Source organism: Mesorhizobium sp. M1365, from assembly GCF_040317865.1.
GTDB lineage: Bacteria > Pseudomonadota > Alphaproteobacteria > Rhizobiales > Rhizobiaceae > Mesorhizobium.
Window position 1 is genome coordinate 16956 of record NZ_JAMYLG010000051.1, and the last position, 16115, is coordinate 33070.

The following is a 16115-nucleotide window of genomic DNA, read 5'->3' on the forward strand; positions in this document are numbered from 1 at the left end:
TCAGCGGACCTCGAAAGTGAACGCCTTGCCGCCGCTGGCAGGCGCTGCCGGTGGGCCCTTCAGGAACCCATCGCGGGTGCGCACCTCGATTTCAAACTGGGCATTTTGGACCGTCGAAGCCGCAAATGAATGGAGGCTCATGAAAGCCTTCGCCTCGACATGGGCCTGGCAGTTCGCACATCCATCGACATGCCAGCGGCTCAGGATGGCCTCCGTGCCGACATGGTGGCGTTCTCCATTGACGGTCAGGAAGGCAGAGACCAGAAACGACCCTGGAATGCGCGCCCGGTTGATGCCGCCAACTTTGATCTCGCGCGTACTCATCTGAGCGCCATCGAACGCCGCGGGCAATGACGGGATTGAACCCTCGCCATAGGTATATCCCATTTGCTTTTCTATGTTGATGCAGTCGAGCGAAGTGTAAGGGCGCTCCTTGCCTGCATCAGTCAGTCGAAATGGATCAAGCGGGGATTCCAGGGTCAGCCATGAATTGGGCGTGATGCCAGGCGCGGGGCCTTGCGAGTCGACTGAGTTCGTGCCCGGATATTGCGGGATGATTTCAAGGTGGTCGGTCGCCATATGCTTCTGCTGCCACAGCCAGAACATGCGATCGACAAAGCAGTGATGGAAGAAGAAGATCGGATCGAGGCCGGCCGTATCATTCTCCCCCATGTCTCCGTTGGCTCCCGATATCGGGGAGAAAACCTGGTTGTTCGGGAGGTCAAAGCCGCCGACTGCCAGATGGATCGAGTTGTGTGGGCTTTCCAGCGAAACGACCTGTTCACCCTTCACGTCACGCCATTCCGTCTGCGACGTCGTGTTGGAGAACACGGTGTAGTTCGGAGCGTCCAGGCAGCGGGCGTATTTTGTCAAAACGCTGTTTCCAGGCAGCGGCTTGCCATCGATGATGATCGTCGAGGTCAGCCAGTTGACGACGTTTGCATTGAGCAGGTCGGCGTTTCTAGCCTTGTCGGTGTACTGCGCATTGTGGGCGGCGGTCGCGGCTTTGTCGGCATCGGTCCCCACCAGCCCCGATAGCGGATAGCGAACAGTTTCGTATCCTTTCGGCTTGCTGTAGTCGGCATCTGGAATGGAGCTGAGGCGGTCGAAAATATTGCGGGGAAAGACAAACGACTTGAGCGGGTTGGGGATCGTCTTGCCATCCAGTTTGTAGGCCTCGTTGGTCAAGGCCCAAGGGATGCCCGCGGCCAATGAAGCCTCGCTGGTTTCGTCCCAGAAAGGCAGTGTGACGTCCTCGCAGCCCGGGATGCTTCGAAGGGCATCTTCGATCCGCATCAGGTAGGCCCTGTGCCACGTCGGAAAGAGCACATTGCCGTGGTTGCAATAGCCGCCCCAGTAAGCCGAGCTTCCCCATCCGGCTCCACGGAAAGGCTCGCCGTGAAATCCGCCAATCATGAAAAACGAATTCGGGTCGTCCGGCGGCAGATCCTTTATCCCCTTCCAGGCGCGCATCAGCGCGTCGAGGGTCTTTGTGTTCCCGGCAGCGTACTCGTCCTGAATTGCCTCAAGCGAGCGGCGGATCCTGAGTGCCATCGTCGTGATACCTCCTTCGGGCGAATGCTTCCGACAATCTCCGTCCCCGGTCAGCCCGGCACCGCCTTCGCGCCTCGCGGCGCTCAGGCCTCCTTGTTGGCTCGATGCGGAGAATGCGTCTCAGATGCTTTCAAGAAGGGCAATTGCTTCCCGCGGCGGACGAGGAGCGAGTGATCGATGTCGAGGATCTTGCGCACACTTTTAAGTGCGGTCTCGGTCACGTCGATATAGGCGACGATATACCATTCGCCGTCCTGTTCCCTTGCCATGCCCAAGGGCACGGCCCGCCATTTCAGCGCGCCATGGTGGGGCATAAAGTAGGTTTCCTGGACACCGCCGACCGCGCTCAAGCCTTCGTCGAGCGCATATTCCATGACAGCACAGCAAAGCTGCGTCAGCGTTCCGCGCAAGCTGGTCGAACGTTTGTCGGGGACGACGAAGGTTCGGGTCCATTCAGCCCAATCGGGGCGCCTGGGAACACCCGTGGTCTCGCACAGATGAGGAAAAACCTCCGAGACCATGTGCGGCTCGCTCGTTGGAATCAATCGAGCCGAGGTCACGACGCGGCCATCTTCCATGCCAAGCAGGTAGGTGGCGGCGTCGGTGTCGAACTGGTCCAGCTCGCGGCCGTCCGGGCTTGGAGGGCGCCAGCCTTTTTGATGCACAAAGAAATCGTGCCGCCGGCGCAGGAACTCTTCGAATTCGTCTTGGTAGAGATGCTTGTTGTGCGCATTGATGACATGTGCCGCAATCATCGTGCGATCCCCCGATCGTTCTTGCCGACGATGATTGCAGCGTTGCTAAAATACGTCACCTGTCCGATCGGACAGTTGACAAGCTCAAGGATGGATCAAGCGCCGGCGGACGGCCTCAATCACGGCCTGGGTGGTCGTGGCGACGCCGAACGCCTCGCGGGCCCTGGTCGCGTGCCATTTCACGGTTCGCTCGGTCAGCCCCAGGATCTGGGACGTTTCGGACGATGTCTTCCCGGCGGCCGCCCACAACAGCACCTCCTTTTCGCGGTCCGACAGGATGCCGTCAGCCTCCCCATCGGTGTCAGTCAGTGCCTGGATCGACATGCCGGCATAGACCGCCATTGTCACCAACTGCACCTGCTGGCGCTGCGAAAGCTTGCAAGTCTTTTGCGATGAGGCGAAAGACAGAACAGACTGCCAATGGTGGACACTGAGCATCGGCACGGCAAAGCCGCTGCAGATGCCGAACTCGCTCGCCTCGCCCGCCACCCGCCGCGAGCCCTCGGTCTCTGTCCATTTCGCTGGAACGTCGGCCCACAGGAAGGGCTTCAATGTTTTGGCGGAGTAGATGCACACGCCGTCGACCGCCGCATGCTCGGCCTCGACATAGCGCTCGAACCAGCCCGGCGGCCAGCCATTCAGCTCGACCATCGGAGCAAGCTTCTGGCCTCCGAGCGGAACCCCGCTGAGAATGAGGTGCTCGAAGCCGAGGCTCTTGACGGTCTCCAGAAGGTCGCCGAGCAGCGGCCCGGTCGCGGTGTGTTTGTTGCAGCGCTCGACGAACTCAAATACTTCTGAATCTATCATCTTGGAGCACCTACTCGATGGGATATTCAGTATAGCGCAAATTAGAAGTCACGAATATCGCAATCGTGTCCTGCCCAGTGACGCCGCATTTACAATGCCAGACGGGCAATTCGACATGGAGAGGACCATTTGCTGAGCGCCGATCCGCCTGCGCATTGCCTTCAAAGCAATCGCGCGATCGTCAGCGAAATCCCTCAGCCCTTCGAACTTTCCCATGAGGCACTGCCACGGTTTTCTCATGGACAGGTTGATCGACTTTGTTGCGCATCGACTTCGAAACAGATCGAGTACTGCTTTGCGTCACGCTGCAGCGGGATATCGACGACCGTCAAGCCAACCCACTTGGTTCTGCCCGTTGGCATCGATGTGCTGGCGTCTCGAGGTCACGAGATGCCTCGTCGGTCCCTCCGTGCTCCTGCGGCCTCTGAAATGGCCCGCTAGACCAAGTCCGGCTGACGCCTCGATCGCCCGGCGCAACGGCCGGCGTCGAACTTTCTTCCCCTGCCGGCTAAGGCCGCCATTCCTCGCGAGGCAAGAAAGCCCTCCTTTGCTGTCCTGGCCCCAAGGGGTGCGCGGGCCGACCACCATGGTCCCTCCGATCGCCATCGAGATCCTATGAGTAATGGCTACGACCTGCTCTGATGCAGCAGGCATTGTTGGCCGTTGCGGAAAGGAGCAGGAGATGACGCAGGACGGTATTCAAGAAAATGCGGCGCACAGGGAGCTTGATGCGATCTTCGTGTCGGTGGAGTTGAGCAAGAAGACCTGGTTGATCACCTCCATCTCACCGGGAGCTGGCGAGAAGCTATCGCGCCATTCCATCCCCGGCGGGGATATTGCTGGGCTTCTTGGCCGCCTCACTCTTTTGAAGCAAAAGGCTCGTGACCGAACCGGCCGAGACTATCCGTTCGTCATCATTCAAGAGGCCGGCCTTGATGCGCCATGGCAAAGCGGGTCGATCGACCGGGAACAGGGGATCGAAAATCCGGAAATCCGCGCCTGCGATCGACGCTGCTGGAAATGGCGTGGCTCTGGTTGCGGCACCAGCCCGCCTCAGCGCTCAGCCGCTGGTTCAACGAACGAGTCGCCCAAAATGGCGGACGCTTCAAAAAGGTGATGATCACCGCATTGGCCCGCAAGCTGGTGGTGGCTCTATGGAAATACGTCAGCGCCGGCGTGGTGATCGAAGGAGCGTTTGTCAGACCATGACGATTTGATCGCATTTCAGTTCGGCCAGGGCCTGATCAGCCCCGCCGGAACCAGGGTGGACGACCGCATTGCGGCATGGCTTTGACGCCGTCATCGAGACTGGTCTCGTCCTCCTGAGCCCTTGCCGCCGCAGGCGGGATTATGGTGCAGCCGCTCGAGCGGCGACCGGATGTGAGGTTGATACGTGCAAACGCGCGGATCAGGAAACGGGCTCAGACCTCAGGTTCATGTGGCGGTAGGGATCGCGCTGCTTGTGCCGATGCATGGCTGAAGGGCCAATGGCCAGCATCGTTCTCGTGGGACTGATGCTGGAATCCTCCCTGTACGGCCTCTCTACTGGCTGGTCTGGCGCCGGTCGGGCCTCTGCCTGCAACGGCTTCGCCGACCTTCTTCCCCTGCGGCTTTGCCGCATTCCTCGCGGGACAACAAGCTCGGCTGCCGCCGTCCTCCGCTCACGCTGCGGTCCATAGGATGCAGTCGGCCCGATCGTCGCCTCACGACCGCTATCGAGGCCGCACAGGGCGGCTTCGGCAACCAGTCAGGAGAACGACAATGGCTACCATCGGCAACTTCCAGCAATCGGATAACAACGAGTTCAGCGGTGAGATCGTCACCCTCTCCCTCCAGGCCAAGAAGGTCCGTATCGTTCCCGATACGCGCTCCAGCGGCGAAAACGCTCCCAGCCACCGGGTCTTTGTCGGTCGGATCGAAATCGGGGCCGCCTGGTCCAAGCAGTCTAACGAGGGTCGCAGCTACCTGGGTCTCAAGCTCGATGATCCCAGCTTCACTGCCCCGATCTACGCGAACCTCGTCGAGGGTGAGGACGGTCAGGGCTACAGCCTCATCTGGTCACGTCCGAACCGCCGCAACGGCGACTGAGCACCCTGTCAGGACGCCTCGCACCCAGCGGGGCGTCCTCCAGAAACCGGCCACTCAGCAGCTCAGAGCCACAGCTTGACGAGTGATCCCTCATGTGAGGCACGAGCGGGCCAATGGAGAAAACGCGCCCAGCCACCGCGTCCTCGTTGCCGCGCTGAGATCGGCGCCGCCTGGTCCAAGCGCTCCAACGACGGCCGCGATTACCTCGGGCTGAAGCTCGACGACCCGAGCTTCACCGCACCGATCTGCGCCAATCGGTCCGGCGCGCCGACTGAAGCGGCCAAAGGGCCCCGCCGACCAGGCGGGCCCTGAAGCGTCAAGGAGTCGGACCGACCCATGGACCGCTCGCGCGCCGAGGGTGCCGCATCGGTATGCAGAAATTTCGGGATTTCGACGCTTAGGGCTTTCGCGGCACAAAGTTGATCCGCGGTGCCAGGAATATCTTCGCCTGCCCATTCAAATCGTGCTGCGACCAGTTTGCAACAAGCGCGTAATGCTTAAAGGTGTCGCGAAACAGCGCGTCATCGAAAAACCCGATAAGATCCCATGAGTCCCGGTCCGACAGCGGCACAGCGAAAACGTAGATGAAGCAGCCCAATCGGAACTCGCCGATGACGTGCGGCAGCCGTGACGCCTCGTCCTTCCGGCGATAGACAGCGATCTGCGCGGATGGATTGGGCGAAAAGTCGACGATGCTGGCTGCTACGGTCGGGAGGATCTGGCCGTGATGCCGGCCATAGCGCAGCCACTCGATGGTCCGCCTCAGGTGCGGAAGCTCCCTGGCATCGATGACCGAGAGCACGATCTTGACCAGCGCCTTATACGCCGCGATCGGAACCATAGGCGAGCCTTTGCCGAGCTGGACCGAGATCGTCCCCGTCGTCTCGTCCCGCGCCACTTCCTTCGACGCAACGGTCAGCTTCTGGCCATCGTGGAAGACCTTGCCTTCAGCGAATTGCAGTTCCGGACGGCCGTCCTTCTTTCCCCGCCCTTGGGTGCCGAGGAAGGCGCGCTGAATATCGAGCATCGCTACCAGCGAGGGCTCGGTCTGCCGTCCGAAGAAATTGTTGCATTCGTCACATTCGTTGGCGAGCTTCAAATGATCATTGCCCAAGGCGGTCGGGATTGCATGGGCGGCACTTTTGAAGGTCGCGCCGTCTGCCGCCGTCCGGCCGCAGAAGCGGCATTTCAAACGGGCGCGAGGCGCCTTTCCGATCACAGTTGGCCTGTCGGTTCGCGGCGAGGACATGTCGTAGCGAGTAAACAAGAGCCCAAACAGATCGCGCGCGCCGCCAGGCTCGTGCGGCTCGTTGGGATGGTTCAGGCGATAGACAAGCCGTTCGCGCTCAAGCTGTTCAGCCGTCGTGTCGGCCCTGTCGGGAAGCACGAGGAAAAATTCGTCGTCGCGCAGGACGTAAACGAATTTCTTCAGTTGGTGAAGTTGAGGCACCGTCGCGCTATGCTTGACTACAAGCCGCTCCAGATCCTGCTTGAGAGCGGCTGTTGCCATCTGCACAGGTTCGATAAACGCCTTCTCGCCCTCGACCTTGCCGAAGACGGAAAGCAATACCCCCACCGCGGTGAATGCCTCCTCCGTGTAGCCAACCTGCAATTCGGCCCCCGTGGCCTCACTCATGAGAAAGAGGCTAAGCTGCTGCAAGAGCGACGCGCCGCCTGGGCTGAAGCGCACGCCCGCAGCCTCCAGAGCGCCGCGCATGGCGCTGAGATTGTTGACAATCGGAACCCGCTGGCCCTTTTCGAAATCGGCTATGGTCGAGACCGCGACGCCGGCCGCCTTTGCCAGGTCGCCTTGCGACCATTGCAGGAGTGCGCGCGCCGAGCGCACCTGCTCGGCGGCTAGAGTATTCTGGATTTCCGCCATTTTATCCTACATCAGGGATTTTGCATGACATTACCGAAATTCGGCCGACAGGCAATGGCAGGCCCGCACGCGCAGGTTACCGCTCGCCCCCCGCAACGCGCTGGCGGGTATAAGGGGGATGTGAGCCGCGGCGAGCGGAAAAGCCGTGTGGCCTCCGAATGGTTTTCGAGGCCCGCTGACGAGCGCTAACTTTCCCTGTCCGACTTCTATGCCGCCGTGCACAGGCGGAGCGGACGCCGGGGCTCAACAGCAGCGCGTCAGCCGAGACGGCCCGTGCACGTCACGACAGCTGGGCAGAGGCACTTCCCAAGGGATCCGCCGAACTCTGGGATGCGCTGCAGAACTGGGACGACGACAGCCAGTCGTCCCTGTTCGCCCACATCGTCAGCCTCGCGGTGAACGCCGCGTACGAACCCTGGAACCGGCGGCCGCGGGCATTCGCGGCGTCGCGCAGGCAGTCGACCTCGACATGGCGGCCGCCGGTGGAAACCTGCCGTGGGCAATTTCCTCGGCCGAGTGACAAAGGCCCGAATCCTACAGGCAGCGGCTCAAGCGAACGGCCAGCGTGCCGCCGATCGGATCGAGCATCTGAAAAGGCGATATGGCGGCCGAGACAGAAACGCTGCTGGCTGCCCCAGGGGGTTCGCACGCCCGACCGTGTCTCGGGGCACAGCCAGGCGCCGGCGGCCGAAGATATTTCAGGGCAGCCCAGCGTAGAACTGCTGGAAGACAAAGACGGGCCGACCGTTCACAATGACGCCGCTGGCGAGCCGATGATCGCGGCCGAATAGCTGTGAAGCGCAACAGGCCTGCCGGAGACGGCGGGCCTTTTTCTTTCGAGGGCCATCATGGCCGATAACGTGCACAACGCCTTGGACAGCAAGCCGAGGCCGTGTGCCACCATTACCTCCTGCGGCCGACGGGAGGGCGGCTATTGGCTTATGGGCGATGTCCGCAACAATCCTGGCTGCTCAATGTTTGTCCGGCTAAGGGAGTCGTTGAGGGGGCCGGACGGTCACGGCCCGACTGCGACCTGGCCCGCGATGATCGCTTCCGTCACCGGTCTCGCAGGCCGTCGGACCGGGGTGCACCGCACCTGGCTCGATCCCGGCGGCTTCACCGGGCAGATGCTCGGCAAGGCGCCGATCGACAGCTCCAGGCGGGCGTTGGTGATCTTCTGGGCCACGCGGTTCGATTTGGCATGACGGGTGAAGTCATGGCGGCCGGCGAGGGCATCGAGACCATGCTGTCGCTCAGATGCGTTCTTCCTACCCTGCCAATCGTCGCCGCGCTCTCGGTACCGCCTCATTGGCTGTGAAGGTACATTGAAAAATTGGTCGGAGCAATATGGCCCAGGTCCGTCAGGCAGCCCGCCACCGCCAAAACTCTACGTGCCGATAGATGCCAAATGTTCTAGAGAGAATTTATTTTTTATTACAATGGCTTGCTACCACCGCAACACCGATGGCGAACAGGTCCAGCGTCTCGCCGGCGATGGCTTGAAGCTGGGTCGCGGTCGTATCTATCCGTCCCGGCGCGGCCACACCGGAGAATGCCGCAGGGATAGCTACCGTACACCCAGCTGGATCAGGAACACGTGATATCCGCCAGGGACATAGAAGATAAAGCGGCCCTCACCGGCACCCGCAATATAGGCGGAGGCAGGATAGACCACAGCCAACGTGACCCCATGCTCAACGTCGAAGAAAAACCGAGCGTCGATATAGTCGAGACAAGTGATCAGATTGGCCGACAACCGATCGCAACTTAGCACTGGCGGGTGCGAAATCCGGAACCAGTCCAGTGCACTGGTGCCGTTCGGGATGGTGTCGGCTACAAGCGGCTCCTCGTTCACGAGTTTGGGAGGCGACTGCCCAAGCTCGTAAAGCTTGAGGGCAAATTCTTGATCGTGCTTGCCGTCACTGGCGGTATCGATGACCAACCATCCCTTCGAGGCATCGCCATTGGCGGGAAACACCGCCCCCGGCTGCTCAAGGAATTTTTGCGTCCAGTTAAATTGGTGCAAGCCGCTCAGCGTTTTCGCATTTGTGTCATAACGCGCCCCGAACAGTCCGAAATTGCAATAGAAGCCAAGCAGGAGAGAGGACCCCTCGGCAGGCACGGACTGGACGTCGTCGCACCGCGGAAATTCGACGCCCGCAGGGGCCTTACCAGAGGTTTCCATCAGCATGCGAGTCAGTTCCTGAGGATCGGGAGGCTCGTGTGAAGGCTCGGCTTCAGCCGGCGCAGGAGGATTGCCTTTTGTCCAGCTGGCGACGTCTATCACGGCTGGGCCGGTGCCCTCGGCGCTTGTCTTATAGGGGGGTGACGGAAGGTCGATCCTTGCCCAATTGAGCTCCTTGTCATCGGCAACGACAATCACTTGTCCATTCTCATAGAAAAGCTTGCCGATTGGTCGGCTCAAGTGAATTTCGGCAACTACGCTTTCACCGGTCAAGCGGACACGGTCGAGGTATGCAAGTGCGAGTTGCACGATCGTACGCGCTTGGAAGGTAGTGGTTCGCAGAAGCAGCTCCGTCAGGTAGGGCACGAAGCGTTTTACAAACGCATCGTGCGCAGGGTCTGAGAAGAATGTCGAGAACGCAACATCGGAAAACTGCAGGCCGACGCTTAGCATCGTGAGTGTAGATGCGGTTACAGCGATGCGCCTGTCGGCCGGCGGAAGACCCGCAATAAGCTGTGGCGAAAAGAGATTTGGATCATCACCCTTGCCGGCCTGCTCGACCTGAAGCTCGGCAAGATGTTCAAAGGCGAATTTGTCGGCCTGCTGCTCGGCGACGTCCTTTGCCACAGCCACGTATCGGTGCAGTGTGCGGTGGCCAAGCTCGTGCAGGACGACGAACTGGAACCACGTTTGCGCAATCAGAGATTCTTGCGGGTCCGTCGATAGGTGGACGTTTGCGTACTCCAGTCCTGGCACCATCGGCCGCACCACGCGAGTGCTGAGCAACAGCACATCCCATCCCGCGTCGTAGCGGGCGTCGCCGTCCTGCAATTTGTCGCGGCCGTCAAGATCGCCGCGCACGATATGAATATTCAGCTTGACGGGATCAAATGGCTTATTGAGCGCAACGGGCGCTGTTATCCCGGCCACACGGGCGAGCGTGCGGAGTTCCCGCTCAAGATCGGCCCGGGTGTTCTGGTCGAGTTCGACATCCACTTTGGCGAGATGTTCCGGGTCGCTCCAGGGATTGGGATTGCCCCCGAACCACAGGGCGACAACACCCAAAAATGCCGCCATTCCCAGGAATATGCGGCGCCAGTGCCTGGCTGACCACGATTTGACGTCTTGCATGTTGGTCATGTGGCGGTCCGCTGCGGGTCGAGCGATCGTCGTTGCACCTTCACCCACTATTCATCCGAGCGGAGGTTGCGGTTTGCGTTAGCCTACTCTGTTCTGCTGTTCGACCCTGCTGGTGACCCCACTCAGCACAATGAGGCAGCAGAACCCATTTTCCAGGGCAACGGCAAGCAGCCCCGTCAGGCTCATTCCGTCAGTCGCACGAAGAAGCAAGGCGTAGACGATCGGCGCACCCACTAGTCCCAGCCACAAGTCGACCGAACGGAGCATGCCCATAATGAATGCGCGCGGGTCCTGTATGGTCGTGGCGCCCCCGTTCTGAAGCTTGCGCAGTTCACGGTAGAAGCTGCCGCAGATAACGCCGACAATGGTCGCAAGAAAGCTAAGCACTAGCCTGAGGATCCCCTGTCCTTCGGGGCCTTCAAACATCCCAAAGGACGGGCTCCTTGGAGCCAGTGAATATAATGCGGTGAAGCCTATTGTTGCGGCAATGAGAACAATGACAATGCGAACGAGAATGTTCATAATCGGTGCCCCCCGAGAATTCCCCCAATGTTCTTACAACCAAATCGGCGGAAAATCCTGCTCTTTTTGGGGGCGTTCCTGGGGGTTTGGGCGGGCTTTCTTGTCGGAGGGACCGACCGGCCTCCTGGATCGATCTGCTAACGCCAGCGGCTGGCAGCGCTGGCCAGTTGAGTAAGCCAAGCAGCCTGCGATTTCAATTCCACTATCCCGGGACTGAGGACAAGGCTTAAGGACTGCGGTTGCGCTACCGCAACGACCATTCAAGACAGTGGGTCTTCAACTACATCGTCCTCTGCCTCTTTCACGTAATCGCCGTCCCCGCCCGCCAGCCCGGTTGGAATATCGCCTGCCAGCAGCTTTTCCTTCGACAGCAGCCCCGCGTCCTCAAGCGCCTCGAAATCGGGCAGCTGGCGCAGCGTGTCGAGCCCGAACTGCGACAGGAAGGTTTTCGTCGTCACATAGGTGTACGGCGCGCCCGGCTTCGGCGAGCGAGGCCCCGAGGCGATCAGCTCCTGCGCGCGCAGCACGCCGATCAGATCGCGCGAGACCTCCTTGCCGAAGAAGGACGACAGTTCGCCACGCGTGATCGGTTGGAAATAGGCAATGCACATCAGCACAAGCGCCTCCGATTGTGTCAGGTCTTTTGTCCCCTCGCCCGCCGCGGTGCAGAACGCGGCGTGGATGGCGTCGCCAAAGACTTTCTTGGTCCGGTGCTGCCAGCCGCCGGCGACCGAGACCAGCTCGTAGGGACGGCTGGCGAGCTCTGCGCGGATGTCGTCGATGATCAGGTCGAGATTGCAGTTCTTGCCGACGACGCGCGCCAGCACCTCGCGTGGCACGGGTTCGCTCGCAGCAAAGATGACAGCTTCGACGCGGTCCATCCCATTCACGCCAGCGCAGTTCGGCCGGCAAGTGCTCGAGCTCAGTGTCCAGCAAGGCAGGCTGATCGTTTGCCTTGCGGCGAGCGAAGGCTTCGTTCATTGCTAGAGCCCAAACAGCCGGAAGGTGGGACGGCCGGAGAGCTCGCGCGCGGCATCCAATTGCTGCAGCCGCTCGAACAGGCGCCGTGCGGCAAAACGCGACAGGTTTTTCGTCGTCAGCGATCCTGAGACCGCGTCTTCATTCAGCAGCAACAAAATCACGTCGCCGGCACCCTTGGCGCGTAGTTTTGGCGCGACGGCGAGGAGCTTCTCGGCGCGGCGCGAGAGCTCACCGGCCAACCGACAGGCATCGGCCGCCGCATGAACCAGCGCGACGCAGACCGCCCGCTCAAAATCCTTCTCTCCCGAACGGATCCGCTTGCCGCCGCCGGCCTCGGACCGAAACGCCGGGCCAAAGGCCTGCGCCATGATGAGCGGAAGCGGCCGCGGCCAGCACAGGCTTTGCGCCAGAACCAGGCCAACAGCTCGGAGTCAGGCCGCGTCGTAACAACGTGCGCGGCAATCGCCGCAGCCGCGAACAGCGCCGGCCGCTGCGACGCCGCCAGCTTCTCGATCTCGGTGCAGAGGTCGGCGAGAGCCGCGCCGTCCCAGTGGAGTCCGATCTTTTCGAGTCTTTCGTGGGTGGCAGCGGGTGGCTGTAGCGCCAGTTGCCGCCAGGCGCCAAAGACGGCGCCGGCGGGACCGGGATCGACGCCGACCGTGCGCCGGTGCCAGGCGTCGCGCAAGGCCGCCGCGTCCTCGGCGTGGCCGGCGAGCCGCATGCTGGCGGCGGCGCAGTTGAGCGCCAGCCGCTGCCGCCACGCGCCGGCCCACGCAGGTTGCGCTCGCGCGAGCACGTCGAGCGAAGCCATGGCAGCGCCGGCGTAAAGGGCGGCGTCGGCCTCATGCAGCGCGCCGCCGGCAGCTAGCGCCCAAGGCGGGACGGTGGGTGGCGCAGACATGCTGGCGGTCGCGGGATCGAGGCGAATCATCAGTTGGAGGGTAAAAAAGCCGGTGCACTTTTGCTATATTTTGCGCCAAAACGCACAGCCTGTCGCGCAGATATAACGAACGATAATGTTGCATTATCATTCGTTTTGCTGTTTCTAGAGGAATGACCGTTTCGTCGAGCAGGAGCCGAAAAATCGCGCCCGGCGAGCCTCCGGACCGTCCCACAGCAGGAGGCCGGAAGAGGAGGTTTCGTCCACGCAGCCGTCGACTGGGCTTGCTGTGCCTAACACCGACGATATGCCTGACATAGTCGACGTCGTCGACATCATCAGCACCGAGATGGGCCGCGGCGAAGCGTCGGACGAGGCGCCTTTCCATGCCCTTCGGCCCGCACCCGGCCTGCCGGCCCACTTGGAGCGTCTTGCCGATCGCGCGCGTGATTATGTGGACGCGGCGAGCTCGGCCAACACGCGGCGCGCCTACGCATCCGACTGGAAGCATTTTTGCGCCTGGGCGCGCCGGCAGCATCTCGAGGTGTTGCCACCTGATCCGCAGACCGTCGGCCTCTACATCACCGCCTGTGCATCCGGAAAGGTCACAGGAGACAAGAAACCAAACTCTGTGGCGACGATCGAGCGCCGTCTCTCCTCCCTGGCCTGGAATTATACGCAGCGTGGCGAGCCGCTCGATCGAAAGGACCGCCATATCGCCACCGTGCTCGCCGGCATCCGTAAGAGCCACGCAAAACCGTCTGTGCAGAAGGAGGCCATACTTCCCGAAGACCTGATCGCCATGCTGCAGACGCTCGACCGGGGCACCCTGCGCGGCTTGCGCGACCGCGCCATGCTGCTTCTCGGCTTTGCGGGCGGCCTGCGTCGCTCCGAAATTGTCGGCCTCGACGTCGGCAGGGATCAGACGGATGACGGCCGTGGCTGGGTCGAGATTCTCGACAAAGGCGCTCTGGTAACCTTACGTGGCAAGACGGGCCGGCGCGAGGTCGAAATCGGCCGCGGCTCCGCCGACGCCACCTGCCCCGTGGTTGCGCTGCAGACCTGGCTCAAGCTGGCCCGCATTGCCCACGGGCCGCCGTTTCGGCGTGTCACAGGACAGGGCAAAGCAGTCGGCGCGGAGCGATTGAACGATCAGGAGGTGGCCCGCTTGGTCAAGCGTGCCGCGCTGGCCACCGGCGTCCGCGGCGACTTGTCGGAAGGCGAACGACAGCAAAAGTTCGCGGGCCATTCGTTGCGCGCAGGCCTGGCCTCCTCAGCCGAAGTCGATGAGCGCTATGTGCAAAAGCAGCTCGGCCATGCCTCAGCGGAAATGACGCGTAAATACCAGCGTCGGCGCGATCGCTTTCGCGTCAATCTCACTAAGGCGTCCGGGCTCTAGAAAAAAGTCCCCCCTCCCCTGTCACGGTCACTAAGTCATTTTTATGTAGTCACGATAGTCACAATGGTCACGGAGGCCAGAATGCAGTCTGCTCCAAAAGAGGATGCCAACTGGACCGTCGCTCGGGCCAAGGCGCGGCTGTGGGAAGTCATCGAGCGTGCGCAGGCGGCGCCGCAAACGATTACGCGCAACGGTAGGCCAAGCCTCGTTGTCGTCTCCGCCGAGGAATGGCAACGCAAGACGGTGCGCAAGGGTACGCTTGAGGAGTTTCTGCTGGAGTCGCCACTACGCGGCGCGGAACTCGACCTTGAGCCTCAACGCGATGAACCGCGTGATCTGCCGCTGTGAGGCTACTGCTGGACACGAATATCCTGTCCGAGGTGACAAGGCCGGCGCCGGACGCACGCGTTCTGGAATGGCTGGACAAGCTCGACGAGGATCGCTCGTTCATCAGCGTGGTCTCGATCGCCGAAATCCGGCGCGGCGTTGCTCTCATGGGCGAGGTCGGAAGCGTGAGGCGCTGGCCGAATGGCTTGCCCGAGACCTGCCTTAGCGTTTTAGAGCAGAGAGTCCTCCCCGTCGACGAGCCGGTTGCCCTGGCCTGCGCGATCTGATTGGTCTTGCGAAGCGCCGCGGCCGCGTGCTGACGTCAATGGACGGATTGATCGCAGCCACAGCCATTGCCCAGGGCTCACTCTGGTAACGCGTAATCCGAAGGATTTCGAAGGCTTCGGAATAGAGCTCTTCGATTCGTGGATGCGTGATGACCTTGCCCCTCTGATCTAATCCGGTTTGAAGTTCGTTCTGGCCCATCGAGAGGACCAGGACATGAAACGTAGCCGCTTCTCTGAAGAGCAGATCATCGGAATTTTGAAGGAACATGAGGCCGGGGTATCGGTTGCCGATCTGTGCCGCAAGCACGGGGTCAGCGACGCCTCGATTTACAACTGGAAGGCCCGCTTCGGCGGGATGGATGTCTCCGAGGCTCGGCGACTGAAGGCTCTGGAGGACGAGAACACGCGGCTGAAGCGGCTTCTGGCCGACGCCATGCTCGACAATGCCGCATTGAAGGATCTTGTGGGAAAGAAATGGTGACGCCCGCGGCCAAGCGGAAAGCTGTCGCTCGCCTGAAGGAAGGCTTCGGGATGAGCGAACGGCGGGCGTGTAAAGCCATCGGCTGTTGCCGCATGACGGTTCGCTACGAGACCAGCAGGCCGAACGACCGCGAGCTTCGCGAGCGGATGAAGGCGATCGCGCAGGAGCGTCGCCGGTTCGGCTACCGGCGTCTTCTCGTGATGCTGAGGCGGGAGGGCCTGGTCGTGAACCACAAGAAGCTGTTCCGGCTCTATCGGGAGGAGAAGCTCGCCGTTCGCCGCCGTGGCGGCCGCAAACGGGCGATCGGGACCAGGGCGCCGATGGTGGTGCCGCTGAGGCCCGACGAGCGCTGGTCGCTCGACTTCGTATCGGACCAGCTCACAGACGGGCGCCGCTTCCGCATCCTGGCCGTCGTCGACGACTGCACGAGAGAGTGCCTGGCACTCATCATTGATACGTCTCTCTCGGGCATGCGGGTTGCCCGCGAATTGGACCGGCTCATCACCGAGCGCGGCCGGCCGAGAATGATCGTCAGCGACAATGGCAGCGAGTTCACCTCGAACGCCATCCTCTCCTGGGCGGATCAGAACCGCGTCGAATGGCATTACATTGCGCCCGGCAAGCCGATGCAGAATGGCTTCATCGAGAGCTTCAACGGCCGACTACGCGATGAACTGCTCAACGAGACGCTGTTTACTTCGCTGGCTCAGGCACGCGTCGCCATCGCCCTGTGGCGCGCCGACTACAATCCTGTTTCATAACACCCATCTGTCTATGTCGTTGAAGTGAATAGGTTTTGCTGATCTGGATGCGATCCCGTGGGGTAT

General features: G+C 61.5%; 9 protein-coding genes and 7 pseudogenes. 8 read left to right on the plus strand and 8 right to left on the minus strand.

From position 1 onward, the window contains the following. The 3 genes from NKH04_RS29690 to NKH04_RS29700 all read right to left on the minus strand — a co-directional run bounded on the left by NKH04_RS29690 (position 1) and on the right by NKH04_RS29700 (position 3116). The gene (locus NKH04_RS29690; RefSeq protein ID WP_353045403.1) at positions 1-1554 is read right to left on the minus strand and encodes a tyrosinase family protein; all 1554 of its coding nucleotides are present in this window, start codon (positions 1552-1554) and stop codon (positions 1-3) included. Between the two features lie 83 nt (positions 1555-1637). Continuing rightward, a complete protein-coding gene (locus NKH04_RS29695) occupies positions 1638-2309 on the minus strand; it encodes an acyl-homoserine-lactone synthase (RefSeq protein WP_353045404.1) in 672 nt (223 codons plus the stop codon). 84 nt (positions 2310-2393) lie between these two features. Beyond that, the gene (locus NKH04_RS29700) at positions 2394-3116 is read right to left on the minus strand and encodes a helix-turn-helix transcriptional regulator (protein ID WP_353045405.1); all 723 of its coding nucleotides are present in this window, start codon (positions 3114-3116) and stop codon (positions 2394-2396) included. A gap of 925 nt (positions 3117-4041) precedes the next feature. Here NKH04_RS29700 and NKH04_RS33340 point away from each other — a divergent pair. The 3 genes and pseudogenes from NKH04_RS33340 to NKH04_RS29715 all read left to right on the plus strand — a co-directional run. Next, a pseudogene (locus tag NKH04_RS33340) lies at positions 4042-4325 on the plus strand (transposase); the annotation flags it as partial. 552 nt (positions 4326-4877) lie between these two features. After that, entirely contained in the window at positions 4878-5204 is a 327-nt protein-coding gene (locus tag NKH04_RS29710) for a DUF736 domain-containing protein (RefSeq protein ID WP_140554064.1), read from the plus strand. A gap of 106 nt (positions 5205-5310) precedes the next feature. Further along, positions 5311-5459 (plus strand): annotated as a pseudogene (locus tag NKH04_RS29715) (DUF736 domain-containing protein); the annotation flags it as partial. A 142-nt stretch (positions 5460-5601) separates the two neighbouring features. Here NKH04_RS29715 and NKH04_RS29720 read toward each other — a convergent pair. Next, complete coding sequence (locus NKH04_RS29720; RefSeq protein ID WP_353045406.1) at positions 5602-7086, minus strand: HNH endonuclease; 1485 nt, start codon at positions 7084-7086, stop codon at positions 5602-5604. 892 nt (positions 7087-7978) lie between these two features. Between NKH04_RS29720 and NKH04_RS29725 the strand changes: the two are divergent. Further along, positions 7979-8383: pseudogene (locus NKH04_RS29725) on the plus strand (DUF7146 domain-containing protein); the annotation flags it as partial. Positions 8384-8653: 270 nt separating this feature from the next. Here the strand turns inward: NKH04_RS29725 and NKH04_RS29730 are convergent. The 4 genes and pseudogenes from NKH04_RS29730 to NKH04_RS29745 all read right to left on the minus strand — a co-directional run bounded on the left by NKH04_RS29730 (position 8654) and on the right by NKH04_RS29745 (position 12845). Next, the gene (locus NKH04_RS29730) at positions 8654-10411 is read right to left on the minus strand and encodes an ImmA/IrrE family metallo-endopeptidase (protein ID WP_353045407.1); all 1758 of its coding nucleotides are present in this window, start codon (positions 10409-10411) and stop codon (positions 8654-8656) included. 78 nt (positions 10412-10489) lie between these two features. After that, positions 10490-10933 (minus strand): hypothetical protein, encoded by a 444-nt coding sequence (locus NKH04_RS29735; RefSeq protein WP_353045408.1) that lies wholly within the window; start codon positions 10931-10933, stop codon positions 10490-10492. Positions 10934-11193: 260 nt separating this feature from the next. Beyond that, positions 11194-11914, minus strand: a pseudogene (gene scpB / locus NKH04_RS29740) (SMC-Scp complex subunit ScpB). A 2-nt stretch (positions 11915-11916) separates the two neighbouring features. Then, positions 11917-12845 (minus strand): annotated as a pseudogene (locus tag NKH04_RS29745) (DUF1403 family protein). Positions 12846-13143: 298 nt separating this feature from the next. Here NKH04_RS29745 and NKH04_RS29750 point away from each other — a divergent pair. From NKH04_RS29750 to NKH04_RS29765, 4 genes and pseudogenes are all read left to right on the plus strand, one after another. Continuing rightward, a complete protein-coding gene (locus NKH04_RS29750; protein ID WP_353045410.1) occupies positions 13144-14193 on the plus strand; it encodes a site-specific integrase in 1050 nt (349 codons plus the stop codon). Positions 14194-14274: 81 nt separating this feature from the next. Then, positions 14275-14541, plus strand: coding sequence for a type II toxin-antitoxin system prevent-host-death family antitoxin (locus NKH04_RS29755; protein ID WP_031194946.1), 267 nt, complete (start codon positions 14275-14277; stop codon positions 14539-14541). Next, positions 14538-14979 (plus strand): annotated as a pseudogene (locus NKH04_RS29760) (type II toxin-antitoxin system VapC family toxin). The gene NKH04_RS29755 and the pseudogene NKH04_RS29760 overlap by 4 nt, the downstream one beginning before the upstream one ends. Before the next feature lie 42 nt (positions 14980-15021). Further along, positions 15022-16037, plus strand: a pseudogene (locus NKH04_RS29765) (IS3 family transposase); the annotation flags it as partial. Positions 16038-16115 lie beyond the last annotated feature (78 nt).

Excerpts from the sequence above, each read along its gene's own strand:
- NKH04_RS29690 (WP_353045403.1), bottom strand. The coding sequence starts at position 1,554 with ATGGCACTCAGGATCCGCCGCTCGCTTGAGGCAATTCAGGACGAGTAC.
- NKH04_RS29695 (WP_353045404.1), bottom strand. The coding sequence starts at position 2,309 with ATGATTGCGGCACATGTCATCAATGCGCACAACAAGCATCTCTACCAA.
- NKH04_RS29700 (WP_353045405.1), bottom strand. The coding sequence starts at position 3,116 with ATGATAGATTCAGAAGTATTTGAGTTCGTCGAGCGCTGCAACAAACAC.
- NKH04_RS29710 (WP_140554064.1), top strand. The coding sequence starts at position 4,878 with ATGGCTACCATCGGCAACTTCCAGCAATCGGATAACAACGAGTTCAGC.
- NKH04_RS29720 (WP_353045406.1), bottom strand. The coding sequence starts at position 7,086 with ATGGCGGAAATCCAGAATACTCTAGCCGCCGAGCAGGTGCGCTCGGCG.
- NKH04_RS29730 (WP_353045407.1), bottom strand. The coding sequence starts at position 10,411 with ATGACCAACATGCAAGACGTCAAATCGTGGTCAGCCAGGCACTGGCGC.
- NKH04_RS29735 (WP_353045408.1), bottom strand. The coding sequence starts at position 10,933 with ATGAACATTCTCGTTCGCATTGTCATTGTTCTCATTGCCGCAACAATA.
- NKH04_RS29750 (WP_353045410.1), top strand. The coding sequence starts at position 13,144 with ATGGGCCGCGGCGAAGCGTCGGACGAGGCGCCTTTCCATGCCCTTCGG.
- NKH04_RS29755 (WP_031194946.1), top strand. The coding sequence starts at position 14,275 with ATGCAGTCTGCTCCAAAAGAGGATGCCAACTGGACCGTCGCTCGGGCC.